The following is a 20,834-nucleotide window of genomic DNA, read 5'->3' as shown; positions in this document are numbered from 1 at the left end:
CGGGGCGGGGAACCTCGTGCCCGAGGCCATGATCCTGTGCACCGTCGACCCGTGGACGTCAGTCAGCAGGTGCTCAACCCGAGGGGCTCGGGCTCGCCTCGACCACCGGCATCCACTCCCACACGTTCCAGAAGATGCCCGGCGCGAGCGGAGCGATCCCGATCCCGCTCACGGAGTCGTCGTGGGCGACGATCACCGGATTCTGGTAGAGCGGCAGTCCGTAGGAGTCCTCGAACAGGATCGCGTCGATCTGCTGCCGCAGTTCGAGCTGTTTCGCGGGGTCCACGGTCACCGACAGGGTCGCCAGCAGCGCGTCGACCTCAGGGTTCGAGTAGTCGTTGAGGTTGCTCAGCCCGTCGGTCAGGTAGATCGCCTGAATCCCCGTGAAGGAGAGGTTGGTCACCCGCCAGGAGAAGAGCGAAGCGTCATAGGTCCCCAGCGTGCTGAGGAGATTCAGCCAGTCCGGGCTCGAACAGTTGGTCACCGCGAACCCGGCATCGGATGCGCTCTCCCTGATGAGCTTGAACTCCTCCTGCCGCCTGGGGTTTGCCGGGTCGAACATGATGCAGACGACCGGCTTCGCCACACCCGCCTCGGCCAGCAGCGCTTTCGCTCCCGGGACATCCACGCGCTCGAGCGAGCGCGAACCGTTGTCCGCGACCGACCCTTCGTAGCCGGGCGCACCCGGAAAGAAGAGTTGTGAGGCCCGAGGCTGGGCCTCCCCCAGCACGGGCGTGACCATCGCGTCGAGAATCGCCCGCCAGGGCACCACCTTGAGGAACGCCTCACGCACCCGCCGGTCGTCGAGACTGCCGTTCTTCGAGTTCGCGAACTTCAGGTCGAGGTGCTCGTAGGTTCCGTCGACCCCGTCGAGCACCGTCACACCGTGCGCCCCCTCGCGGTCCGGCTCGTCGGATGCGGTCACGCCGGGCGCGGCCCCGCCTGCGATCCGGCGCAACGCGTCCACGACATCCGGATTCGGACGGGGCGTCACGACATCCACCTCGCCGTCCGCGAGCGCCTGCACCTGAGCGAGCGGGTCAGCCATGAACCGCACCCGAATCGTCTCGAAGACCGGCCGGTGATCGCCGCGGTAGTTCGGATTCGCGCTCAGCACGAGGTGGTCGCCCGCCTCGAACCCGGTGATCGTGTAGGGCCCGTTCGAGACGAGAAGGGAGGGGTCGTCGGGAAGTCGCTCGAGATTGAACCCCGAGTTCCAGACGTTGGCGATCGCCGAGAGCTCCGCCGTATCGTCCTCCTGGATCGCCTCCACGAGGGCGGCCTTCGCCGTCTCGCCGTCGCGGACGCGGTCGGCATCCGACACCGCGCCCGTCTCGTCATCCGGGACGGCGGTGGGGGTGAGCTTCAACGCCTTCGTCGCGACGACGTGCGCAGGCAGCCCCACCTCGAGGACGAGCGGCCAGTCGACGAAGTAGCGATCCCAGGTGAGCGTGAGCGAACGGCCGTCGTCACCGATCTCCGGCATCTCGGTCACATACTGGAGTCCCTCGCTCGTCGCACCGTCGAAGTGCACGACATCCGACGGGAACGGCTCGGCATAACGACCGGTCTCCTCGTCGATGTACGGGCCGTCGTCGAAGTCCTTCGTATTGAGCGCACCGGAATTGGCGACCCAGGCCAGCAGCAGGTCCGCGGCATCCACCGGCACGCCGTCGGACCAGGTGACATCGTTCGCAATCGTGTAGCGCACCGTGAGCGGATCATTGGAAAGCAGTTGGTAGGTGCCGAAAGAGGTGTCCGCCACGAGTTCGGAGTTCTCGTCGTACGCCGCGAAGCGGGAGCTCGTCGCCTGCAGCACCTGCGAGTTCGCGGGAGAGTTGCCGTAGGAGGTGCGATCGTTGAGGGAGAAGAACGCCCGGCTCATGGCCACGGTCACCGAGCTGTCCTCGATGACCGTCGGCGTCGAGCATCCGGCCAGCGCGAGCAGGCCGACCAGCGCAGCAGCGAGTGCGACCACCCGCGAGGACCGGTGCGCCCTCATGACAGAAACCCCAGTCAGCACTCAGCCCTCACGCTCACGTTCGCGCTGGAGACTCCAACGCCCATTCGACCTCACCACAGGCACCTGAGAGTCCGGTTGACCTTGGCGACGGACGGGTCCGTCCCCGAAGCTCCCTGTGACCGCGGATGACGTGACCACTGCCCCGGGCCGGTTCCAGCACCGCCCTCAAGCCCGACGATGCGGTCAGTGCCGCGAGGCGAGACGCTGCTCGCGACTGGCCCGCTGCTTGTCCGGGTCGGGCAAAGGCACGGCGGCGATGAGCCGCTGGGTGTAGGCGTCCTTCGCACCGCGCAGGATCTGGTCCCGCGTCCCCTGCTCCACGAGCTTGCCGTTGCGCAGCACCGCGATGCGGTGGGCGAGCTGATCGACGACCGCGAGGTCGTGGCTGATGAACAGGCACGCGAAGTCGAGCTGCCCCTGCAGTTCGAGCAGGAGCTCCAGGAACCGGGACTGCACCGAGACGTCGAGCGCGGAGGTCGGTTCGTCGGCGACCAGCAACTGCGGACTCAGCGACAGGGCGCGCGCGATGCCGATGCGCTGCTTCTGGCCACCGGACAACTCGTGGGGGTAGCGGTTGCGGAAGAACGTCGGCAACTCGACCTGCTCGAGCAGGTCCTCCACCTTGCGGTCGAGCTCCTTGCCCTTGGCGATGCCCGCGAGGAGCATGGGCTCCCCGATGCTCTGACCGACGGGCATCCGGGGGTTGAGCGAGGATGCCGGGTCCTGGAACACGATGCCCGTCTTGCGACGCAGCTCCCGCAGCTCCCTGGTCGGCATGTTCGCCATGTCCTTGCCGACGACCCGCAACTCGCCCTCGGTGATCGGCAGCAGACCCATGGCCGCACGGCCGATCGTGGTCTTACCGGATCCGGATTCGCCGACGAGGCCGAGCAGCTCCCCGGGGTGGATTTCGAGCGAGACATCGTCGACGGCTCGGAATGCGGGAACCCGTCCGCGCTTCGGGTAGTCGATCGTCACGTGCTTGAGGGAGAGGACCGGCTCCTTCGCGGCCTCCGTCCTTGGCAACAGCCGCTCCTCGTTCGTACCGAGGTGCGGAACTGCGGAGAGCAACTCGATCGTGTACGGCTCGACCGGCTTGTCGAAGATCTGATGCACGGTGCCGCTCTCGACGATGAGGCCGCGATGCATGACCACCACCCGATCGGCGAGGTCGGCGACGACACCCATGTCGTGCGTGATGAGCACGATCGCCGAGTCGAGCCGCTTGTGCAGGTTGCGCAGGAGGTCGAGGATCTCCGCCTGCACCGTGACGTCGAGTGCCGTCGTCGGCTCGTCGGCGATGAGCAGGTCGGGGTCGCAGGAGATCGACTGGGCGATCATCGCCCGCTGACGCTGGCCACCGGAGAGCTGATGCGGGTAGGAGTTGAAGGCCTTCACCGGGTCGGGCATCTCGACCATGGTCAGCAGTTCGATCGCACGCTCCTTCGCGGCGGCCGGGCTCGTCCCGTAGTGCTGGCGCAGTGTCTCAACGATCTGGAACCCGATCGTATAGACCGGGTTGAGCGCGGTCATCGGCTCCTGGAAGATCACGGCGATCTTCTCGCCGCGCACCCGCCGCATGGCACTGTCGCGCATGCCGCGCAGCTCGACACCGTTGAGCTTCACACTGCCCCGGATGCGACTGTTGACCGGCAGCAGGTTGAGCACGGCCATCGAGCTCGCGCTCTTACCGGAACCCGACTCGCCGACGATGGCGAGCACCTCGCCCCTGTTCACCTCGTAGTTGAGTTTGATCGCAGCTGGGACCCACTCGTTGTCGACGCCGAAGTCGACGCTCAGGTCCTCGACCTTGAGCACCGGGACCCGGTCGCTCGCCTCGGGCACGTCGAGCTCTGGGATGTCTTCGACCGGGGTCTGTGTTGCTGTCTCTGTCATTTCCGTGGTCTCCCTGTCAACCATCAGCGACCATCACCTGCGACGATAGGGGAATGTTCCACTCCCGCTTCAATCAGGTACTCGCCATTGCGGTCTGGCTGTTCTGCTGCGGCGCGGTGGCCGCCGTCCTGGTCTCCGGTCTCGGCAAGTCCGCCGAATACCTTCCCCTCATCGCGTTCGGCGCGTTCCTGGCCTGGGCCGGGCTCTGGCGACCCGCCGTGGGGGTCGCCGACGACGCCGTGACGATCGTCAATGTGTTCAGCACGGTCGTCGTACCGTGGACGGCGCTCATCCAGGTCGAGACCCGCTACGCGCTCACCCTCGTGACCCCGGGCGGACGCTACACCGCGACGGCCGCTCCGGCGCCCGGCCGCCTCGCGACGGCGCTCAGCCGACGGGAGATGGGCCGCGTGGAGTCGCAGACGGGTGGCGTCGGCACCATGCGCCCGGGCGACCTGCCCACCACCGACTCCGGGGCGGCGGCCTACCTCGTCCGCCAGCGCTGGGAGAAACTCGTCGCGGAGGAGCGCATCGAACTCGGCGTCGCCGACAGCACGCCGGCGACGCGGCGCTGGCACTGGGCGGTGATCGCGATGAGCGCCGCGCTGCTCGTGGCCGCGATGGTCTCCCTCGCGCTCGGCTAGCAGCCTCACGACTCGACCCGCTCTTTCATCTTCCGCGCCACGAACTTCCGTTGTCGCGGGTCGAAGGCATCGCGCAGGCCGTCGCCGATGAAGTTGACGCTCAGCGCGATGGCGACGATGAACACACCGGGCCAGATGAACAGGTAGGGCCGCGTGCTGAAGGCCGTCTGGTTCTGGCTGATGATGAGACCGAGCGAGACGTCAGGGCTCCGGATGCCGAACCCGAGGAAGCTCAGCCCGGTCTCCAGCAGGATGGCCGCCGCCATGACGAGCGTTGTCGTGACGATCACGACGCCGATCGCGTTCGGCAGGATGTGACGGAAGATGATCCGGGCGTCCCGCGCTCCGGAGACGCGGGCGGCATCCACGTATTCGCGTTCCCGCAGCGTGAGGAACTCGCCGCGCACGAGTCGGGCGAGCCCCGTCCAGAGGAACAGGCCGAGCACGATCGACAGGCCGAGCACGCCGAGCCCCTTGAAGTGCTCGCTCGCGATCTTTCCGACGACGGCGCCCAGCACGATGACCGGGATGACGATGATCAGGTCGGTGAAGCGCATGAGCACCGACTCGACCCAACCGCGGTAGTACCCGGCGACCGCCCCGATGACGGTCCCGATGACCGCGACGAGGATGCCGATGATGAACATCACGATGAGCGAGTTCTGGACCCCGCGCATGGTCATCGCGAAATAGTCGATCCCGATGAGAGTCTGCCCGAAGGGGTGCTCGCCGAGGTGGATGCCGTCGCCGCCGAGCCACTCGGGGATGAGCGACAGGGTCGGGGCACCACCGTTGAGCAGCTTCGGCAGGTCGGTGTAGGTGTACTTCCACCAGCCGGGGATGCCGAAGGCGCCGGTCGCGGTGAGCGAGAGCACGACGATGAAGAGGAAGAATCCCAGCGCGGTCATCGCCACGCCGTTGGAGATGAACCGCTTCCAGATGAGGCGGCCCTGACTCATGCCCTGGGTGACCTCGCGGGTCTCCTCCGGCGGTGCGGACTCAGGCAGGTCGGTTCCAGCGATGAGCGACATCAGCGGACCCTCACTCTCGGGTCGAGCGCAGAATAGGTCATGTCTGCGATGAAGTTGAAGATGATGGCCATCGTCGCGATGACGACGAAATACCCCATGACGGGGTTCGGATCGGGAAGTGTGACCCCCCGTTGGAACATCGCCCCCATCCCGGAGAAGGCGAAGACCTGCTCGGTGATGATCGCGCCACCGAGCAGAGCGCCGAAGTCGGAGGCGACGATCGTCGCGATCGGGATGAGCGAGTTGCGGAAGGCGTGACGCACGATCACCACCCGCTCCGGCATCCCCTTGGCCCGCGCGGTGCGGATGTAGTCCTGGTTGAGCACGTCGAGCATGCCGGCTCGCGAGTACCGGGTGTAGCCGGCGAAGGCGATGAGCATGAGGGTGAGCGTCGGCAGCAGCAGGTGGGTGAACGAGTCGACGCCGTGCACCCAGATGTCGCCGGGCAGCCCCGGTGTCTGGGAACCGACCGTCGCGATCGGCCGGCGGTTGATCGCCGAACTGTTGACGTAGGCGGGCCAGGCCTGCATGAGCCGGTCGACGAGGATGAGTGAGGCCGAGAGGAGGGCGGTGAACACACCCACCCTGATGTTGAGGCCCCGATCGGGTCCTCCGACGAGATAACCGGTCAGCATGCCCACGGCGAAGGTGATGACGCCGAGGATGAGCAGCGTATAGATGCTCGAGACGTCCAGCAGCCCCTGCAGCGCGAAGTAGCAGATCAGCGCGATGACGACCTGGATGACCGCCGTCAGCAGCGCCCTGCGGTTGCGCAGGCCGGCCAGGAGGGCGGTGAGGATGACGGCGATGCCCGCGGCCATGACGAAGACGAACACCGGCCCGAGCGAGGGACGCGTGAACCAGTCGGTGAGCGAGAAGTAGACGAGCACGGCGGCCGTCGCGAGTCCCGAGACCAGGAAGACGGAGAGCCTTCGCCGGTTGTCGCCGCCGATGAGCCCCACCCAGATGAGGGCGATGACGAGGGAGATCCCGATGATCCAGCCGATGCCGACCACCGGATGTCTCAGGAAGTCGTTGAATCCGATCGCGACCCACTCCTTGAGCAGGATGCCGACCCAGAACGACGGCAGCGAGTAGAGCAGGAACGAGAAGAACGTGACGACGAGGTCGAAGGTCGTGTACTGGCGCAGAGCCGAGACGATGCCGATCGTGATGCCGACGATGATGGCGAGCACCGTCGCGGCCGTCACGAGCTGGAGGGTGGACCCGATGGCCTGGGGCAGGAGGGCGATGACCGGCTGGCCCTGTGCGGTGAGCCCGAGGTCGCAGGCGTTGGCGAACGGGATGACGCACTTGGCGGCCCCGCCGAGCCAGAGGAAGAACCGCAAGGGCGCCGGCACGTTGAGCTGAAGCGCTTCGACTCGCGCCGCCATGAGCTGATCACGGTTGGGGAGCCTGCTCTGGTAGTACTCCTCGAGCGGATCACCCGCGAGCGCGGTGAGCTGGTACATAATGAACGCCGCTCCGATGAGGAGCAGAACGGAGACGATGAGTCGTCTCGCGATGAAAGACACCATGGGAAAACACTTTCGCGATCGCAGGCCGACATCGGTGGCGGGCCTGCGGGAAGTTTAGCCGAGCATCCGCGCTTGTAGCGCATCGCTCGGGCGCGTGGGCTGGAACGGAGGGAACGAACGGAGCGCCAGGACCATGGGTGGTCCTGGCGCTCCGCCCTGGAAGTTCATCCAGGGTCAGTCACAGTGGACTGAGCCAGGGTGCTACTTCTTCGCCCACTCCCAGAAGTTCCAGCCGACACCGGCCTGGCCCGGGTAGTAGACAACACCCGTGACGTTGTTGCTGTGGGCCATGACGCCCGGAGCAACGAACAGCGGGACTCCGTAGAAGTCCTGCCACAGGAGCGTGTCGATCTCGACCTGGATCTTGTCCTGCTCGGCCTTGTCCAGGGTCACCTGGAGCTGGTTGGCGAGCTCGTCGACCTTGGAGTTGGCGTAACCGTTGTAGTTACCGCCGCCCTTGCTGCCGAAGATCTGCGGGACGCCGGCAACGCCGACACCCGAGGAGATCCAGCCGAAGATCGAGGCATCGTACGTGCCGCTACCGAGGAGCGATCCCCAGTTCTCAGCACCCGCGTCGACGATCTTGAACCCGGCCTGCTCCGCGGAGACCTGGAGGGCCTGGAACGAAGCGACACGGTTCGGGTTCTTGGTGTTGTACAGCACGCGGACCTCAGGGGTGCGGCCGTTCAGCAGCGCCTTGGCGCCCTCGATGTCGACATCGTTGAACGCGTCGGAGCCGTTCACCTTGACCGTGGCGTTGTAGCCGTCGGTGCCGGGGAAGAAGAGCTGCGAGTTGTCGAGCGTCGCCTCAGGGTTCTGCGGCGTGACGATCGCGTCGAGGATCTGCTGGCGCGGAACCACCTTGAGGAACGCCTCGCGGATGTCCGGAGCGTTCGCGAACACGCCCGTGTTGAACGTGAGGTCGAGGTGGTCGTAGCTGAACTGGTCACCGGTGAGGGTGGTCACGTCCGAGAGCGCCTCAAGAGAGTTGATGGTGTCGGCGGATGCCTGCGGGTTGATGATGTCAACCTCACCGTTCTTGAGGGCGGTCACCTGAGCCTGGGCGTCACCGATGAAGCGGACGACGATCTTGTCCACCTTCGGCTTGAGGTCACCCTTGTACTCGGGGTTCAGGACGAGCGTGATGGACTCCTTCGGAACCCACGCGTCGAGCACGAACGCAGCCGACGAGAGGTAGAGGCTCTTGTCGGACGGAAGCGACGTGGCGTCGAAGCCGGTGTTCCAGAAGTCGGCAGCGGCCTTGATGGTCGCGTTCGCCTCGGCAGGAGCGGCGGCGTCACCACGCGGCGCGTTCAGGAACGCGTCGCTCAGGTCGGCCAGCGAGACGCCGGCGTGGTCCGCGACGACGTGCGCGGGCGCGTCGATCGGGTTGATGAGCTGCCAGTCCGCGTAGGGCTCGCTGTAGGTGAGGGTGATCGACGTGTTGTCGTCACCGACGACCGGACGGTCGGCGAGGCCGAGGCCCGAGGTGTCACCCGCGTAGTCGAAGTACGTGGTGCCACTGGTGACGTTGCCGTCGGCGTCGATCGTGGAGTCGTTGAAGAATCCGGACTGAATCGCCCAGGCCAGCAGAAGGTCGTCTGCGGTGACCGGCGTGCCGTCGGACCAGGTCGCGGTCTTCGCGAGCGTGTACTTGACGGTGAGCGGGTCATCGCTGGTCTTCTCAACCGTTCCGAAGCTCTCATCGGGGATGATGTTGAGCTTGTCGTCGAGGTAGAAGAAGCTCGAGCGGGTGTACCCGATGAACTTGCCGTTCATGTCCAGGTTCGACGTGCTCGTGCTCGACGTGAATGCGGTGAGCTCGTTGACCTCGGCGACCGTGATGGTTCCTCCGGTCTGGGCCTCCGGCGTCTCACCGGTCGTTGTGCAACCGGTGATCAGCATCGCCGCGACGGCAGCGACCGCGATCGGCGCTCCTATGCGTCTGATTTTCAATTTTCCTCCTGTGCAAGATGGATACGAGACAGGATGATTTCCTAGCACCCCGACTCGCTTGTTATAGAGAACCCTAAACAGGGTCTGCTCCACAGGCAAAACTGTAAGGGCAAACGTTACCCAGTGGTAACGCGCACACGACAATTTTGCAATCTGCGACGAATTATTGCGCACTTTTTCGTCGATTTGCATCGATCGGGCGATCGGCGGCAACCCAACGGGCCAAAGCGGCGCGTATCGGCGCGTAGCATCGGTGAGGTGCCCCCGACATCCGCCCTCTCCCGCGACCACGCGGTGCTCGTCTTCGACGGCGACTGCGGGTTCTGCACAAGTGCGGTGAACTGGCTGGAGCGCGCCCTCCCGGCGATGCCCGCGACAACCCCGTACCAGTGGGCCGAACTCGACGACCTGGGGCTGACGGCCGAGGAGGCTGCCGAGCGGGTCTGGCTCGTGGCGAGGGACGCGCGCGGCGACCTGCACCAGTACGGCGGGCACCTGGCCGTTTCGGTCGTGCTCCGCCACCAACCGGCGCTCGGATGGCGGTTTCTGGGCATCCTGCTCGACACGCCGCCGTTCTCCCTCGCGGCCGCCGCCGGCTACGGACTCGTGGCGCGGTACCGGTACCTGCTGCCGGGGGGAACCCCCGCCTGCCGGGCGGGGCGCCCGGAGTGAGCGAACCGATCCATCACGCGCAACCGGGGCCTGTGCCGATGCCTCTGCCGGTCCCGTCGCTGCGGCGGCGGTTGTGGGGGGAGATCCTCATCGTGCTGGGCCTCTCGCTGGGGCTTTCCGCAGTCTATTCGGTCGTCGCGATCGCGAACCGGCTCACCCAGAAGACCTCGCTCAGCCAGCAGACCGCGACCCTCAACGCACCGCTCAGCACGCGTGAGGTGTTCGACCTCATCTACCAGTTCCTCGGCATCTTCTTCGACCTCGTTCCGGTCGCCCTCGTCGGCTTCCTGCTCTGGCAGGCGGCACGGCCGCACCTGGGCAGGCTCGGCGTCGACTTCCGGCAGCCGGGCCGTGACGCGCTACGCGGCCTCGCGCTCGCCCTCGTGATCGGCATCCCGGGGATCGGACTCTACGTGGCGGGGCGGGCGCTCGGGATCACGGTGAATGTCGTGCCCACCGCGCTCGACCAGTACTGGTGGACCGTGCCGATCCTGCTGCTCTCGGCCGCGCGCGCCGGCATCGTCGAAGAGGTCATCGTGGTCGGCTACCTGTTCACGCGGCTGCGCGAACTCGGCTGGGGTCGCTGGACGATCATCCTCAGCGCAGCGTTGCTGCGCGGCACCTACCACCTGTACCAGGGCTTCGGCGCGTTCGTGGGGAACATCGCCATGGGGGTGCTGTTCGGCTGGCTCTATACCCGGTGGGGCCGGGTACTGCCGCTCGTCATCGCCCACTTCGTGATCGACGCGGCGATCTTCGTGGGGTATCCCTGGGCGGTGGCCACGTTCCCCTGGTTGTGAGACCACCCCGGACCGCCACCCGAGACGGGCGTCGGCGCTGGCACGCTGCGCTGCGGCGAAGGCCAGAAATGGCCTTCGCTCCAAGCTCCAGCGCGCTACTCGAAGGCCTCCGGCGGCGGGCAGGCGCAGAAGAGGTTGCGGTCCCCCCAGGCCTGGTCGACGCGGCGCACCGGCGGCCAGTACTTGTCCCTGAGCAGCGACGACACCGGATACACGGCCTTCTCGCGCGGATAGGCGTGCTCCCACTCCCCCACGATGACCGACCGCGCCGTATGCGGAGCGTTGTGGAGCGGGTTGTCGTCGGCCGGCCACTCGCCCGCGGCCACGGCATCCGCCTCGGCCTTGATCGCGACCATCGCCTCGATGAAGCGCTCGAGCTCGCCGAGATCCTCGCTCTCGGTCGGCTCGACCATGAGGGTGCCGGGAACCGGGAACGACATCGTCGGGGCGTGGAACCCGTAGTCGATGAGCCGCTTCGCGACATCGTCGACCGTGACCCCGGTGCGCTCGGTGAGCGGACGCAGGTCGAGGATGCACTCGTGCGCGACGAGCCCGTTCTCGCCCGAATAGAGCACGGGGAAGTGCTCGCGCAGGCGCACCGCGAGGTAGTTCGCGGCGAGGACGGCCGCGCCCGTCGCCTCACGCAGCCCGTCGGCGCCCATCATCCGGATGTAGGCCCAGGTGATGGGCAGGATGCTCGGGCTGCCGTAGGGGGCGGCCGAGACCGGATTGCTCGTGGCCCCACGCTGGGACAGGGGGTGCCCGGGCAGGAAGGGCGCGAGGTGCTCCTTCGCGGCGACCGGGCCGACACCCGGGCCGCCACCGCCGTGCGGGATGCAGAAGGTCTTGTGCAGGTTGAGGTGCGAGACGTCGCCGCCGAACTCCCCGAATCGGGCATACCCGAGCAGCGCGTTGAGGTTCGCACCGTCGATGTAGACCTGTCCGCCGGCCTCGTGCACAGCATCCGTGATCGAGCGGATCTCGTGCTCGTAGACGCCGTGCGTCGAAGGGTAGGTGACCATGAGGGCGGCGAGTTCCGCCGCGTGCTCCTGCACCTTCGCACGCAGGTCGCCGACGTCCACGTTGCCGAGCTCGTCGCAGTCGACCACGACGACGCGCATGCCGGCGAGCACGGCACTCGCCGCGTTCGTGCCGTGCGCGCTCGACGGGATGAGACAGACGGTGCGCCCGTCCTCGCCCCGCGAGCGGTGATAGCCCCGGATGGCGAGGAGCCCGGCGAGCTCGCCCTGGCTGCCCGCGTTCGGCTGCAGGGAGACGGAGTCGTACCCGGTGACATCGGCGAGCCAGCTCTGCAGCTGCTCGATGAGGTCGAGGTAGCCCAGGACATCCGCCTCGGGCGCGAACGGGTGGATGCCGGCGAACTCGGGCCAGGTCACCGCCTCCATCTCGGTCGCGGCGTTGAGCTTCATGGTGCACGAACCGAGCGGGATCATCCCGCGGTCGAGCGCGTAATCCTTGTCGGCGAGGTACTTGAGGTAGCGCATCATGCTCGTCTCCGAACGGTGCGTGTTGAACACCGGATGCGTGAGGTAGTCGCTCGTGCGCAGGAGGGCTTCGGGGATCCAGTCGGCCAGATCGGCGCGGCCGGGTCTCGTGTTTTCGAGCACCACGCCTTCGGCGCCCAGCACCCCGGCGAGGGCGCGCAGCTCCTCGGCGCTCGTCGTCTGATCGACGGAGAACTGCACGTGGTCGTCGTCGACGCGGTGGAACAGGAAGCCGGCCTGGCCGGCGCGCTCGAGGAGGTCGTCGGCGCTGCGGCCCGTCTCCAGTGTGAGCGTGTCGAAGTAGTTGCCGTGCACGACCGTATGCCCGCCATCGCTTGCGGCGCCGGCCAGGAACCGGGTCGAGAGCGCGACCCGTTCGGCGATGACGCGCAAGCCCCCTGGACCGTGGTACACGGCGTACATGCCCGCCATGACGGCGAGCAGCACCTGCGCGGTGCAGATGTTCGAGGTGGCCTTCTCGCGACGGATGTGCTGCTCGCGCGCCTGCAGGGTGAGGCGGTAGGCGGGGTGACCGTCCGCATCCTTCGAGACGCCGACGAGGCGGCCGGGAAGCTGTCGCTCGAGCCCTGAGCGCACCGCCATGTAGCCGGCGTGGGGTCCGCCGAAGCCCATCGGAACACCGAAGCGCTGCGTCGTGCCGACCGCGACATCGGCGCCCAGTTCACCGGGCGACTTGAGCAGGGTGAGGGCGAGCAGGTCGGCTGCGACGACGGTCACACCCCCCTGGGCCTTCACTGCATCGATGACCTCGGAGGGGTCCCAGACACGGCCGGAAGCGCCGGGGTACTGGATGAAGGCGCCGAAGACATCGATGTCCGACGGCGGAGGCGACATGTCGTACGGTGTGTAGTGCAACTGGATGCCGACGGCCTCCGCGCGATTCTCGAGCAGCGCCTTCGTCTGGGGGAAGGCATCCGCGTCGACGAGGAACACGTTCGAGTCGGACTTGGATGCGCGCCGTGCGAGCAGCATCCCCTCGACGACCGCCGTCGACTCATCGAGCATCGAGGCGTTCGCCGTGTCGAGGCCGGTGAGGTCGGCGACCATGGTCTGGAAGTTGATGAGCGCTTCGAGGCGTCCCTGGGAGATCTCCGGCTGGTACGGCGTGTAGGCGGTGTACCAGCTCGGGTTCTCGAGCACGTTGCGCTTGATGACCGCGGGCGTGATCGTGTCGTAGTAGCCGAGCCCGATCATGGCGCGATTCACCGTGTTGCGGGAGGCGATGCCGCGGAGTTCGGTGAGCGCCTCGCGCTCGGTCGCGGCCGGCGGCAGCACGGATGCGGCATTCTTCAGCTGGATCGAGTCGGGGACCGCCGCAGACAGCAGCGCGTCGACGGACTCGTAGCCGAGCGCCCCGAGCATCGTGGCCTGGGCGTCGCCTCCGGTGCCGATATGGCGGGACGAGAACGAATCGAGGTCTTCCGGGTTCCGCAGCGGGGCGGGGTTCGACGCCATCACTCCCCTACCAGCGCGGTGTAGGCGTCGAGGTCGAGCAGGCCGGCCGAATCGAAGACGGATGCGTCGGCGACCTCGACCTTGATCATCCAGCCTTTGCCGAACGGGTCCTCGTTGACGAGCTCCGGGCTGTCGACGACGACGCTGTTGGCTTCGAGCACCGTGCCGTCGACGGGAGCGAAGAGCTCCCCCACCGACTTGGTCGACTCGATCTCGCCGACGACCCTGCCTGCCTGCACGGTGCTGCCGGCCTTCGGCAGCTCGACGAACACGACATCGCCGAGCTTGTCGGCGGCGTAGTCGGTGATGCCGATCGTCGCCGTTTTCCCCTGGATGTCGAGCCACTCGTGCTCGGCGGTGAACTTGAGATTCGCCTTCTCGGTCATGTCAGTTCTTCTCTCTCGTGTAGAACGGCAACGCGGTGACGGTCGCGGGGATCCTGGTCCCCCGCACGTCGAGGTCGAGCACGGTTCCGGGCTCGGAGTACTGCGGGTCGACGAACGCCATGGCGATCGGATGCTCGAGTGTCGGCGACAGGGCGCCGCTCGTGATCTCGCCGACGGCGGTGTCACCGGCGAAGACGCCGTAGCCGGCACGCCCTGCGCGGCGGCCGTCGGAGACGAGTCCGACGAGGACCCTCGCCCCCTCCGGCGGTCCGGCTTCCGCCGCGGCCCGGCCGACGAAGTCGCCCTCCTTGGTGAAGTGCACGACGCGAGCCAGGCCCGCCTGGACGGGCAGGACATCGCGGCCGAGCTCATGACCGTAGAGCGGCATCCCGGCCTCGAGGCGGAGGGTGTCGCGGCTGGCCAGTCCGGCCGGCACGAGCCCGAGGGGCTCCCCGGCCGCGACGAGCGCGCGCCAGAGCTGCTCGGCACTCGCCGTGTCGACGTAGAGTTCGAAGCCGTCTTCGCCGGTGTACCCGGTGCGCCCGACGAAGACGGTACCGTCGCCGAAGGCGGCGCCCGTCGACCAGTAGTACTTGAGGTCGGCGAAGGGCTGCTGGCCGTCGAGGACGGTGAGCCCCTCGGTCGCCTCGAGGATCTCGAGTGCCCGCGGCCCCTGCACGGCGATGAGGGAGGTGGCGTCGCTGACGTCGGTGACCGTCACGTCGAACCCTGCCGCGCGGGCGACGAGCTCCTCGACGGCGACATCGTGGTTGCCGGCGTTCGCGACGACGAGGTACTCCCCGTCCGCGTTGTGGTAGACGATGAGGTCGTCGACGATCCCGGCCCTCTCATCGAGCAGCAGGCTGTATTTCGCCTGCATGAGCGAGAGGGTCGACATCTTGCCGGCGAGGGCGTAGTCGAGGAAGGCTGCGGCATCCAGGCCCGTCACGCTGATCTCCGCCATATGGGAGATGTCGAAGATGCCGGCGGCGCGGCGCACGGCGTGATGCTCGGCGAGATCGGAACCGTAGCTCACCGGCATCTGCCAGCCGGCGAAGTCGGTGAAGCTCGCACCGGCATCCACATGCAGTCGATGGAGCGGCGAATGTCGTTCGGTGATCTGCGATCGGGGTGTGGGGGAATCGGACACGAGTTCTCCTGGCATGAGCGGACGAACTCCCCCTCTGTCTTGGGCCTGAGAGTTTCACCGACTGTCGTCGGCTTTCACCGTGGGCGGGTTCTTGCTACGCAAAAACCGCTCTCCAGAGTGGCCTGGGCGATGCGGTACTGGTGACCTGAGAGATTGGCGGGGAGGCTTGCTCCTTCGGTGCCGTGCCGGTGATCGGACGGCTCTCCCGCATCGTGTGCGGCCCGATATTCGATTGTCGTGCAAGCCTAGCAAGCGGAGGCTCCCAGTGCGTGCCCCCGTCCCACTAGGATGACGGCCATGCCGACTCGAGGAGCAGCTCCGGCCCCGCTGCGTGACCGGTTCCGCTACTGGTTCGACAACATCATGGCGCGGGGCACGATCGCGGTCATGGGCCTGCTCGGCGTGGCCACCCTCCTGTTCATCGCGGTCATCGCCCTCGTGGTCGTCGTGTTCGGATTCTTCCCGCCTCAGGAGACCGGCGACGACGATCCGACGTTCTTCGAGATCCTCTGGGGCAACCTCATGCGCACGCTCGACCCCGGCACGATGGGCACCGACCGCGGCTGGGGTTTCCGCGCCGCGATGCTCGTCGTCACCATCGGCGGCCTCATCATGGTGGCGAGCCTCATCGGCATCATCTCGAGCGCCTTCGACCGCAAGGTCGAAGACCTGCGCAAAGGCCGCTCGCGCGTCCTCGAGGCCGATCACACGCTCATTCTCGGCTGGAGCCAGAAGGTGCTGCCGATCGTGAGCGAGCTGTGCATCGCCAACGAATCGCGCAGGAGACCGGCCATCGTCGTGCTGGCGAATCGCGACAAGGTGGAACTGGAGGACGAGCTGAAGGCCGTGCTGCCGCGCAACACGTCGACGCGCATCATCGTGCGCAGCGGCGACCCCATGGATCTCGGCGACCTCGAGCTCGGCAATCCGCACTCGGCGCGCAGCATCATCCTCGTCGCGCCTGAAGGCAGCGAAGACCCCGACTCGGTCGTCATCAAGATGGCGCTCGCACTCACCAACAATCCTCGGCGCGGCGATGGTGTGCTCAACATCGTGGGCGAACTGCAGGATGCGCGCAATCTCGAGGCGGCGACGCTCGTCGGGCGCGATGAGGTCAGCTGGGTGCTCACCCGCGACCTCATCAGCCGCATCACGGTGCAGACCTGTCGTCAGAGCGGGCTGAGCGCCGTCTATACCGAGCTGCTCGACTTCGAGGGGGACGAGATCTACTTCACCGCGCAGCCGACCCTGGCCGGGAAGACCTACTTCGACGCCCAGCTCGCGTTCGCCGAGTCCTGCGTCTTCGGCATCGCCAGAGGCGAGACGGTCATGATCAACCCGGATGCCGCCACCGTCCTCACCTCCGACGACCGGCTGATCGTCATCTCCACCGACGACAGCGCGGTGAAGCTCGGCACTCCCGGCACTCCGGACCCGGCCGCGATCACCGGCACGCCGGACGGGGAACGACGCTCCGAGCGCACCCTCGTGCTCGGCTGCAACTCCGACCTCGGGACGATCCTCCAGGAGCTCGACGAGTACGTCAGCGATGGCTCGCAGGTGACCATCGTGGCGGAGGCCAAACCGCCCAAGCTGCCCGAGCTGGGGAGCCTCGAGATCGAGTACATCCGGGGAGACACGACGAGCCGTGCGATGCTCGAGAGCCTCGACGTCCCCTCGTTCGACCACATCATCGTGCTCGCCTACAAGGAGATGGCGGACGCCCAGCGCGCCGATGCGAAGACCCTCGTGACGCTGCTGCACCTGCGCGAGATCGGTGAGAACGCCGGCGCCGCGCTCAACATCGTGAGCGAGATGCTCGATGATCGCAACCGTGAGATCGCCGAGGTGACGAAGGCCGACGACTTCATCGTGAGCGACAAGCTCATCAGCCTCGCCCTCTCCCAGCTCTCGGAGAACCGCATCCTGGCGAAGGTCTTCGACTCCCTGTTCTCCAGTGAGGGCAGCGAGATCTACCTCAAGCCGGTCGACCGCTATGTGCGCCCCGGTGAGCCGGTCGACTTCTACACCCTGCTCGAGGCGGCCAGACGGCGCGGAGAGACCGCGATCGGGTACCGGATCGTCGCCCATGCTCACGACGCCGCACGGGGTTACGGGGTGCTGCTGAACCCGCCGAAGGGTGAGCGGGTGAGTTTCGCGGCATCCGATCGCATCGTCGTCCTCGCGGAGGATTAGGCGGGCCGCCCACGCCACTCCGAGGCGAGGATGGCGTAGACGTACTCGCTGCCCCAGCGGCCGCCGAAGAAGTCGTTCTCGATGAGGTGTGCCTCGCGGCGCATCCCCAGACGCTCGGCGACCCGCGCCGACCGGGCGTTCTCCGCGTCGATGCGCGCGAAGATCCGGTGGAAGTCGAAGTGCTCGAACCCGAGGCGAAGCATGGCCTCGGCGGCTTCCGTCACGTAGCCCCTGCCGATGGCATCCGGATGCAGGCTGTAGCCGATCTCGCCCTGCCTGGCACGCGTGCTCTCGAGTTTGAACAGGATCTCGCCGGCAAGCTCGGTCTCGCCCTTCGGCTGGATCGCGAGCGTGAAGATGTCGGCATCCTTCTCGAACTCGAGGCGGGCGTACTGGGGCATCCGCTCGATCGACTCGGCGAGCGTCAACGGGTCGCGGTAGAGGTAGCGGACGGTCTCGGGGAGGCTGCGGTAGGAGAAGTAGCGCTCGGCGTCGGCGGTGGTGAACGCCCGCAGGATGAGGCGCTCGGTCTCGATGGGGAGGTCGGGCGTCATCCTGCGGCATCCTCCGCAGCCCGCTGCAGTGTCGCGACGTAGTCGGACCACCATGCCGCGTCGTGATCGGGCAGGTTGCTGCTGTCGGCGCGCACTCCTGCCTGCCCGTCGATGAGTTCGCGGACGATGTCGGCATGCCCGGCATGCCGGGCCGTCTCGGCGATCATGTGCACGAGGATGCGGTGCAGCGTGACGTCGCGCGACTCCGGAGACCACCATGGGACGAAGCCGGGAGCATCCAGCGGGAGCTCGTCGATCGTGCGGTCGGAGTGCGCCCAGGACCGGTGGTAGAGGTCGATGATGCCCTGCCGCGACTCGTCTGCGGTCGCCCACATGTCGGCGTTGTCCGGGGAGCCGTCTGCGAACCAGGGAAGCGGCTCACCCGACGGGCGGTCGAACACCTCGCCGAAGTAGCCGATCTCGACGCTGGCGACGTGCTTGACGATGCCGAGGAGGTTCGTGCCGGTACGGGTCATCGGCCAGCGCACATCGCGTTCGCCGAGCCCGTCGAGTTTCCATAGGAGCGCCTCCCTGCCCTGTTGCACGTAGCGGTGGAGGGTTTCCTTCTCCGTCAGCATTCGCCCAGACTAAACCAGCACCGAGTAACCCCGAATACCGACCTCGAGGAAGGCAAGTGGAGGGGGCGCCTGTCGGCGCTCGCTAGCGCCAGAGGATGTGCTGGTTCTCGAACTCGTCGATGCGGTAGGCGATCATCCGGCGGAGAAGATCGGCGGGTACCGGCTCCTCGTGCGGGAGCTGCACCGAGCCCTTGCCTGTCGTGAACGCGGTGAGCTCGTCGGTGAATGCTTCCCTCGTGCTCGGGGTGAAGACGAAATTGGAGTGCCCGCGGTAACCGGCGAAGGCGAACAGGATCGTGCCCGAGGAATATGCCGGGTTGCCCCACTTGAGACCCTCGGCTGCCAGCGGCGCGCTCGCCCTGCTCAGTGCACGCAGCTCCCGGAGCCGCGACTGCACCGGGATGGGGAACGCGGCGATGTAGTCGTCGACCGTCTGCGGTTTCGCCATGGGCCGAGGGTACCTCCCGGCCGCGAGACGCTCAAGCGGCGACCGGACGTCACGAGTCGCGCAGGCCCGATGTGTCCTTCACGCTCGAGCCTCAGTCGGTCGAGGACTCCTGCTCGGCCTTCTGCCGCCACTCGTCGAGGGTTCCCTCTTCGATCGCCTTCTGCGCCGTATCGACCTCGGCCGGCGTGACCAGCCCTTCCGCTACTGCGGCGGTGATGTCGGCGGTCGAGAGCAGGACGGCTGCGAGGACGACGCCTTTCGCGGTGATGGAATCCGGGGCCCTGACCTCGGTATCCGTCACCGATTCAGGCGGGGTGGCCGTGCAGCCCGACAGCAATCCGGCGACGACGAAACCGGCCAGGACCGCACCGAGCAGTCCTGACCGGTTGCGCAGCCGAATCACTTGTTCGGGTTGCCCTTGCCGTTGTTGCCCTTGGCAGGCCGGTCCGACCGGTCGGGCTTGTGCGACTTGCCAGCGCCGTTTCCGTTGTTGGCGTGAGCCTTGACCGACGAGGTCGCCTCGATCGTCACGAGGGCCTCCTCGGTCGCTTCCTCGATGTCGTCCTCGATCACGGTGCCGGTCTTCTTCGCGAGGTGCGCAGCGGCACGATCGAGGCGCGCCATGGCGATCGACTCGTGGTGAGCGAGCTTCTCCTCAGCATTCGCGAGCTCCTCTTCGGTCATCGAGTCGGCATCGGCGAGCAAGCGCGCCTCGTGACGCGCCTGGAAGGCGGCGATGTTGTTGACCTGCATCGCGTAGCGGAACTCGAAAGCACACAGGTTCGCGCCGCCCTCGGCGGCGTCACGGCACTCGGTGAAGGCGGCGTGTGCCTCTTCCTGGCCGGTACGCCATGCTTCCTTGATCTCGTCCCAGATGGTGCCCTGCTCCTCGAGCGTCTCGTCCAGGGCGTCGTCCGCATCGCCCTCGTCACCCTCGTCGTCGGCGACCTCCTCGACCGCGGCCGAGATCAGGCCGGCCTCGAGCGCCTGCTGGATGGCATCCCTGATGGCGTCCTCGAACTCCGGAGACCCGGTCGTGAGACCCAGGTTCTCCAGGGCCGCGGCCGTGATCCAGTCGGCGACCTCATCGGGCGTTGCCGCCTGTGCTGCGCCTGCAACGCCGAGTGAGCCGACGACCAGTGAGCCGATTGCGGCCAGACTGATTAATGAGCGCTTCATTTTCCCCCCAAAAGAAAGTGGTAGCTACCGGTGCAATCTAGCAGCAGAGAAGGGGTCTGCACCAGTGCGCAGTCGCGGTCGGCGGCTCACGGGCAGGCGATCGACGGGATCAGGCCTTGGTGACCGTGACACTCACCGGGGTCGGGTTGGCGAAGAGGTCCAGCACTGGGCAATGCGCGTCGACGACCTCACGCAGTTCGTCATAGCGTTCCTGGCTGTCGGGGCCGGAGATGGAGATCGCCAGGCGCACGTCGCTGAATCCCGCGCGAACCGACTCGTCGATGCCGAACAGGCGGCGCGCGTCGAGGTCGCCGGCCGCCGTCACGTCGATGGCGTCGATCCGGATGCCGAGTGCCTGCGCATACAACCGGTAGACGACGACCTGGCACGAGATGAGCGCGCCGAGCGCGTACTCGACGGGGCTCGCCGCGAGGTCGTCTCCGGCGAGCGAGTCGGGCTCGTCCACGAGGAAGCTGTGCTTGCCGACGGTTACTTCGGTGGCGACGGAGCCGGTGCCCACTCCGTTCACGTGGTAGGTGAGGTGGGCGCTGGATGGTGTGGCGGCGATGCGCTCACCCCAGGCGACGGCGGCCTCATCGAGGCGCTGGGCGCGCTCCTCGTCGGCGATGGACGGGACGGTGAATTGGGTGTCGGTGATAGTCATGAGGCGACGCTATAGACCGGCGCAATCCCACGCCGAACGTTACGTCACACGAGGGAACCTGGCGTAACGAACGCGCTGTGAGGTCGTGCAACGGGTGCGTCCCGCGCGGGTGCCCGGAGTACCACGCGTCGACCCTCG

The 20,834-nt window shown here is 67.0% G+C and carries 18 protein-coding genes and 2 riboswitches; of the genes, 4 read left to right on the top strand and 14 right to left on the bottom strand.

Annotated elements, in window-relative coordinates:
* Positions 1–73: 73 nt before the first annotated feature.
* On the bottom strand, positions 74–2,002 hold the full coding sequence (locus ABD678_RS07615; RefSeq protein ID WP_344755339.1) for an ABC transporter family substrate-binding protein: 1,929 nt from the start codon (positions 2,000–2,002) through the stop codon (positions 74–76).
* Positions 2,003–2,206: 204 nt separating this feature from the next.
* The gene (locus tag ABD678_RS07610) at positions 2,207–3,919 is read right to left on the bottom strand and encodes an ABC transporter ATP-binding protein (RefSeq protein ID WP_344755337.1); all 1,713 of its coding nucleotides are present in this window, start codon (positions 3,917–3,919) and stop codon (positions 2,207–2,209) included.
* 53 nt (positions 3,920–3,972) lie between these two features.
* Here ABD678_RS07610 and ABD678_RS07605 point away from each other — a divergent pair, with 53 nt between their 5' ends.
* On the top strand, positions 3,973–4,563 hold the full coding sequence (locus ABD678_RS07605; RefSeq protein ID WP_344755335.1) for a PH domain-containing protein: 591 nt from the start codon (positions 3,973–3,975) through the stop codon (positions 4,561–4,563).
* 5 nt (positions 4,564–4,568) lie between these two features.
* On the opposite strand, the gene ABD678_RS07600 is transcribed toward ABD678_RS07605, so the two are convergent.
* The 3 genes from ABD678_RS07600 to ABD678_RS07590 all read right to left on the bottom strand — a co-directional run bounded on the left by ABD678_RS07600 (position 4,569) and on the right by ABD678_RS07590 (position 9,088).
* Positions 4,569–5,594: an ABC transporter permease gene (locus ABD678_RS07600; protein ID WP_344755333.1), complete on the bottom strand. Its 1,026-nt coding sequence runs from the start codon at positions 5,592–5,594 to the stop codon at positions 4,569–4,571.
* Entirely contained in the window at positions 5,594–7,132 is a 1,539-nt protein-coding gene (locus ABD678_RS07595) for an ABC transporter permease (protein WP_344755331.1), read from the bottom strand. The genes ABD678_RS07600 and ABD678_RS07595 overlap by 1 nt, the downstream gene beginning before the upstream one ends.
* A 201-nt stretch (positions 7,133–7,333) precedes the next feature.
* The gene (locus ABD678_RS07590) at positions 7,334–9,088 is read right to left on the bottom strand and encodes an ABC transporter family substrate-binding protein (protein WP_344755329.1); all 1,755 of its coding nucleotides are present in this window, start codon (positions 9,086–9,088) and stop codon (positions 7,334–7,336) included.
* Positions 9,089–9,346: 258 nt separating this feature from the next.
* Here ABD678_RS07590 and ABD678_RS07585 point away from each other — a divergent pair, with 258 nt between their 5' ends.
* Positions 9,347–9,760: a thiol-disulfide oxidoreductase DCC family protein gene (locus ABD678_RS07585; protein ID WP_344755327.1), complete on the top strand. Its 414-nt coding sequence runs from the start codon at positions 9,347–9,349 to the stop codon at positions 9,758–9,760.
* 38 nt (positions 9,761–9,798) lie between these two features.
* Entirely contained in the window at positions 9,799–10,560 is a 762-nt protein-coding gene (locus tag ABD678_RS07580; protein ID WP_344757118.1) for a CPBP family intramembrane glutamic endopeptidase, read from the top strand.
* Between the two features lie 95 nt (positions 10,561–10,655).
* Here ABD678_RS07580 and gcvP read toward each other — a convergent pair whose 3' ends face one another.
* Genes gcvP through gcvT form a run of 3 tightly spaced genes read right to left on the bottom strand, consistent with a single transcriptional unit; the run spans position 10,656 to position 15,092 of the window.
* Entirely contained in the window at positions 10,656–13,541 is a 2,886-nt protein-coding gene (gcvP, locus tag ABD678_RS07575; RefSeq protein WP_344755325.1) for an aminomethyl-transferring glycine dehydrogenase, read from the bottom strand.
* Entirely contained in the window at positions 13,541–13,927 is a 387-nt protein-coding gene (gene gcvH, locus ABD678_RS07570) for a glycine cleavage system protein GcvH (RefSeq protein ID WP_344755323.1), read from the bottom strand. The genes gcvP and gcvH overlap by 1 nt, the downstream gene beginning before the upstream one ends.
* A gap of 1 nt (position 13,928) precedes the next feature.
* On the bottom strand, positions 13,929–15,092 hold the full coding sequence (gene gcvT / locus ABD678_RS07565; protein WP_425561956.1) for a glycine cleavage system aminomethyltransferase GcvT: 1,164 nt from the start codon (positions 15,090–15,092) through the stop codon (positions 13,929–13,931).
* A 9-nt stretch (positions 15,093–15,101) separates the two neighbouring features.
* A riboswitch (glycine riboswitch) is annotated at positions 15,102–15,199 on the bottom strand.
* A riboswitch (glycine riboswitch) is annotated at positions 15,200–15,295 on the bottom strand.
* Positions 15,296–15,374: 79 nt separating this feature from the next.
* Between gcvT and ABD678_RS07560 the strand changes: the two genes are divergently transcribed.
* Positions 15,375–17,273: a CASTOR/POLLUX-related putative ion channel gene (locus ABD678_RS07560; RefSeq protein ID WP_344755319.1), complete on the top strand. Its 1,899-nt coding sequence runs from the start codon at positions 15,375–15,377 to the stop codon at positions 17,271–17,273.
* On the opposite strand, the gene ABD678_RS07555 is transcribed toward ABD678_RS07560, so the two are convergent.
* The 6 genes from ABD678_RS07555 to ABD678_RS07530 form a co-directional block, all read right to left on the bottom strand.
* On the bottom strand, positions 17,270–17,827 hold the full coding sequence (locus tag ABD678_RS07555; protein WP_344755317.1) for a GNAT family N-acetyltransferase: 558 nt from the start codon (positions 17,825–17,827) through the stop codon (positions 17,270–17,272). The genes ABD678_RS07560 and ABD678_RS07555 overlap by 4 nt on opposite strands.
* Positions 17,824–18,405, bottom strand: coding sequence for a DinB family protein (locus ABD678_RS07550; protein ID WP_344755315.1), 582 nt, complete (start codon positions 18,403–18,405; stop codon positions 17,824–17,826). Before ABD678_RS07550 ends, ABD678_RS07555 begins: the two co-directional genes overlap by 4 nt.
* A gap of 82 nt (positions 18,406–18,487) precedes the next feature.
* Positions 18,488–18,853 carry an iron chaperone gene (locus tag ABD678_RS07545; RefSeq protein WP_344755313.1) on the bottom strand — a complete coding sequence of 122 codons (366 nt, stop codon included), beginning with the start codon at positions 18,851–18,853 and terminating at the stop codon, positions 18,488–18,490.
* 91 nt (positions 18,854–18,944) lie between these two features.
* A complete protein-coding gene (locus ABD678_RS07540) occupies positions 18,945–19,256 on the bottom strand; it encodes a hypothetical protein (RefSeq protein ID WP_344755311.1) in 312 nt (103 codons plus the stop codon).
* A complete protein-coding gene (locus tag ABD678_RS07535) occupies positions 19,253–20,032 on the bottom strand; it encodes a hypothetical protein (RefSeq protein ID WP_344755309.1) in 780 nt (259 codons plus the stop codon). The genes ABD678_RS07540 and ABD678_RS07535 overlap by 4 nt, the downstream gene beginning before the upstream one ends.
* Before the next feature lie 109 nt (positions 20,033–20,141).
* Entirely contained in the window at positions 20,142–20,696 is a 555-nt protein-coding gene (locus ABD678_RS07530) for an OsmC family protein (RefSeq protein WP_344755307.1), read from the bottom strand.
* Positions 20,697–20,834 lie beyond the last annotated feature (138 nt).

It is taken from the genome of Leifsonella bigeumensis (assembly GCF_039537265.1).
Lineage (GTDB): Bacteria > Actinomycetota > Actinomycetes > Actinomycetales > Microbacteriaceae > Terrimesophilobacter > Terrimesophilobacter bigeumensis.
This window is presented reverse-complemented; position numbering and strand designations above follow the sequence as displayed.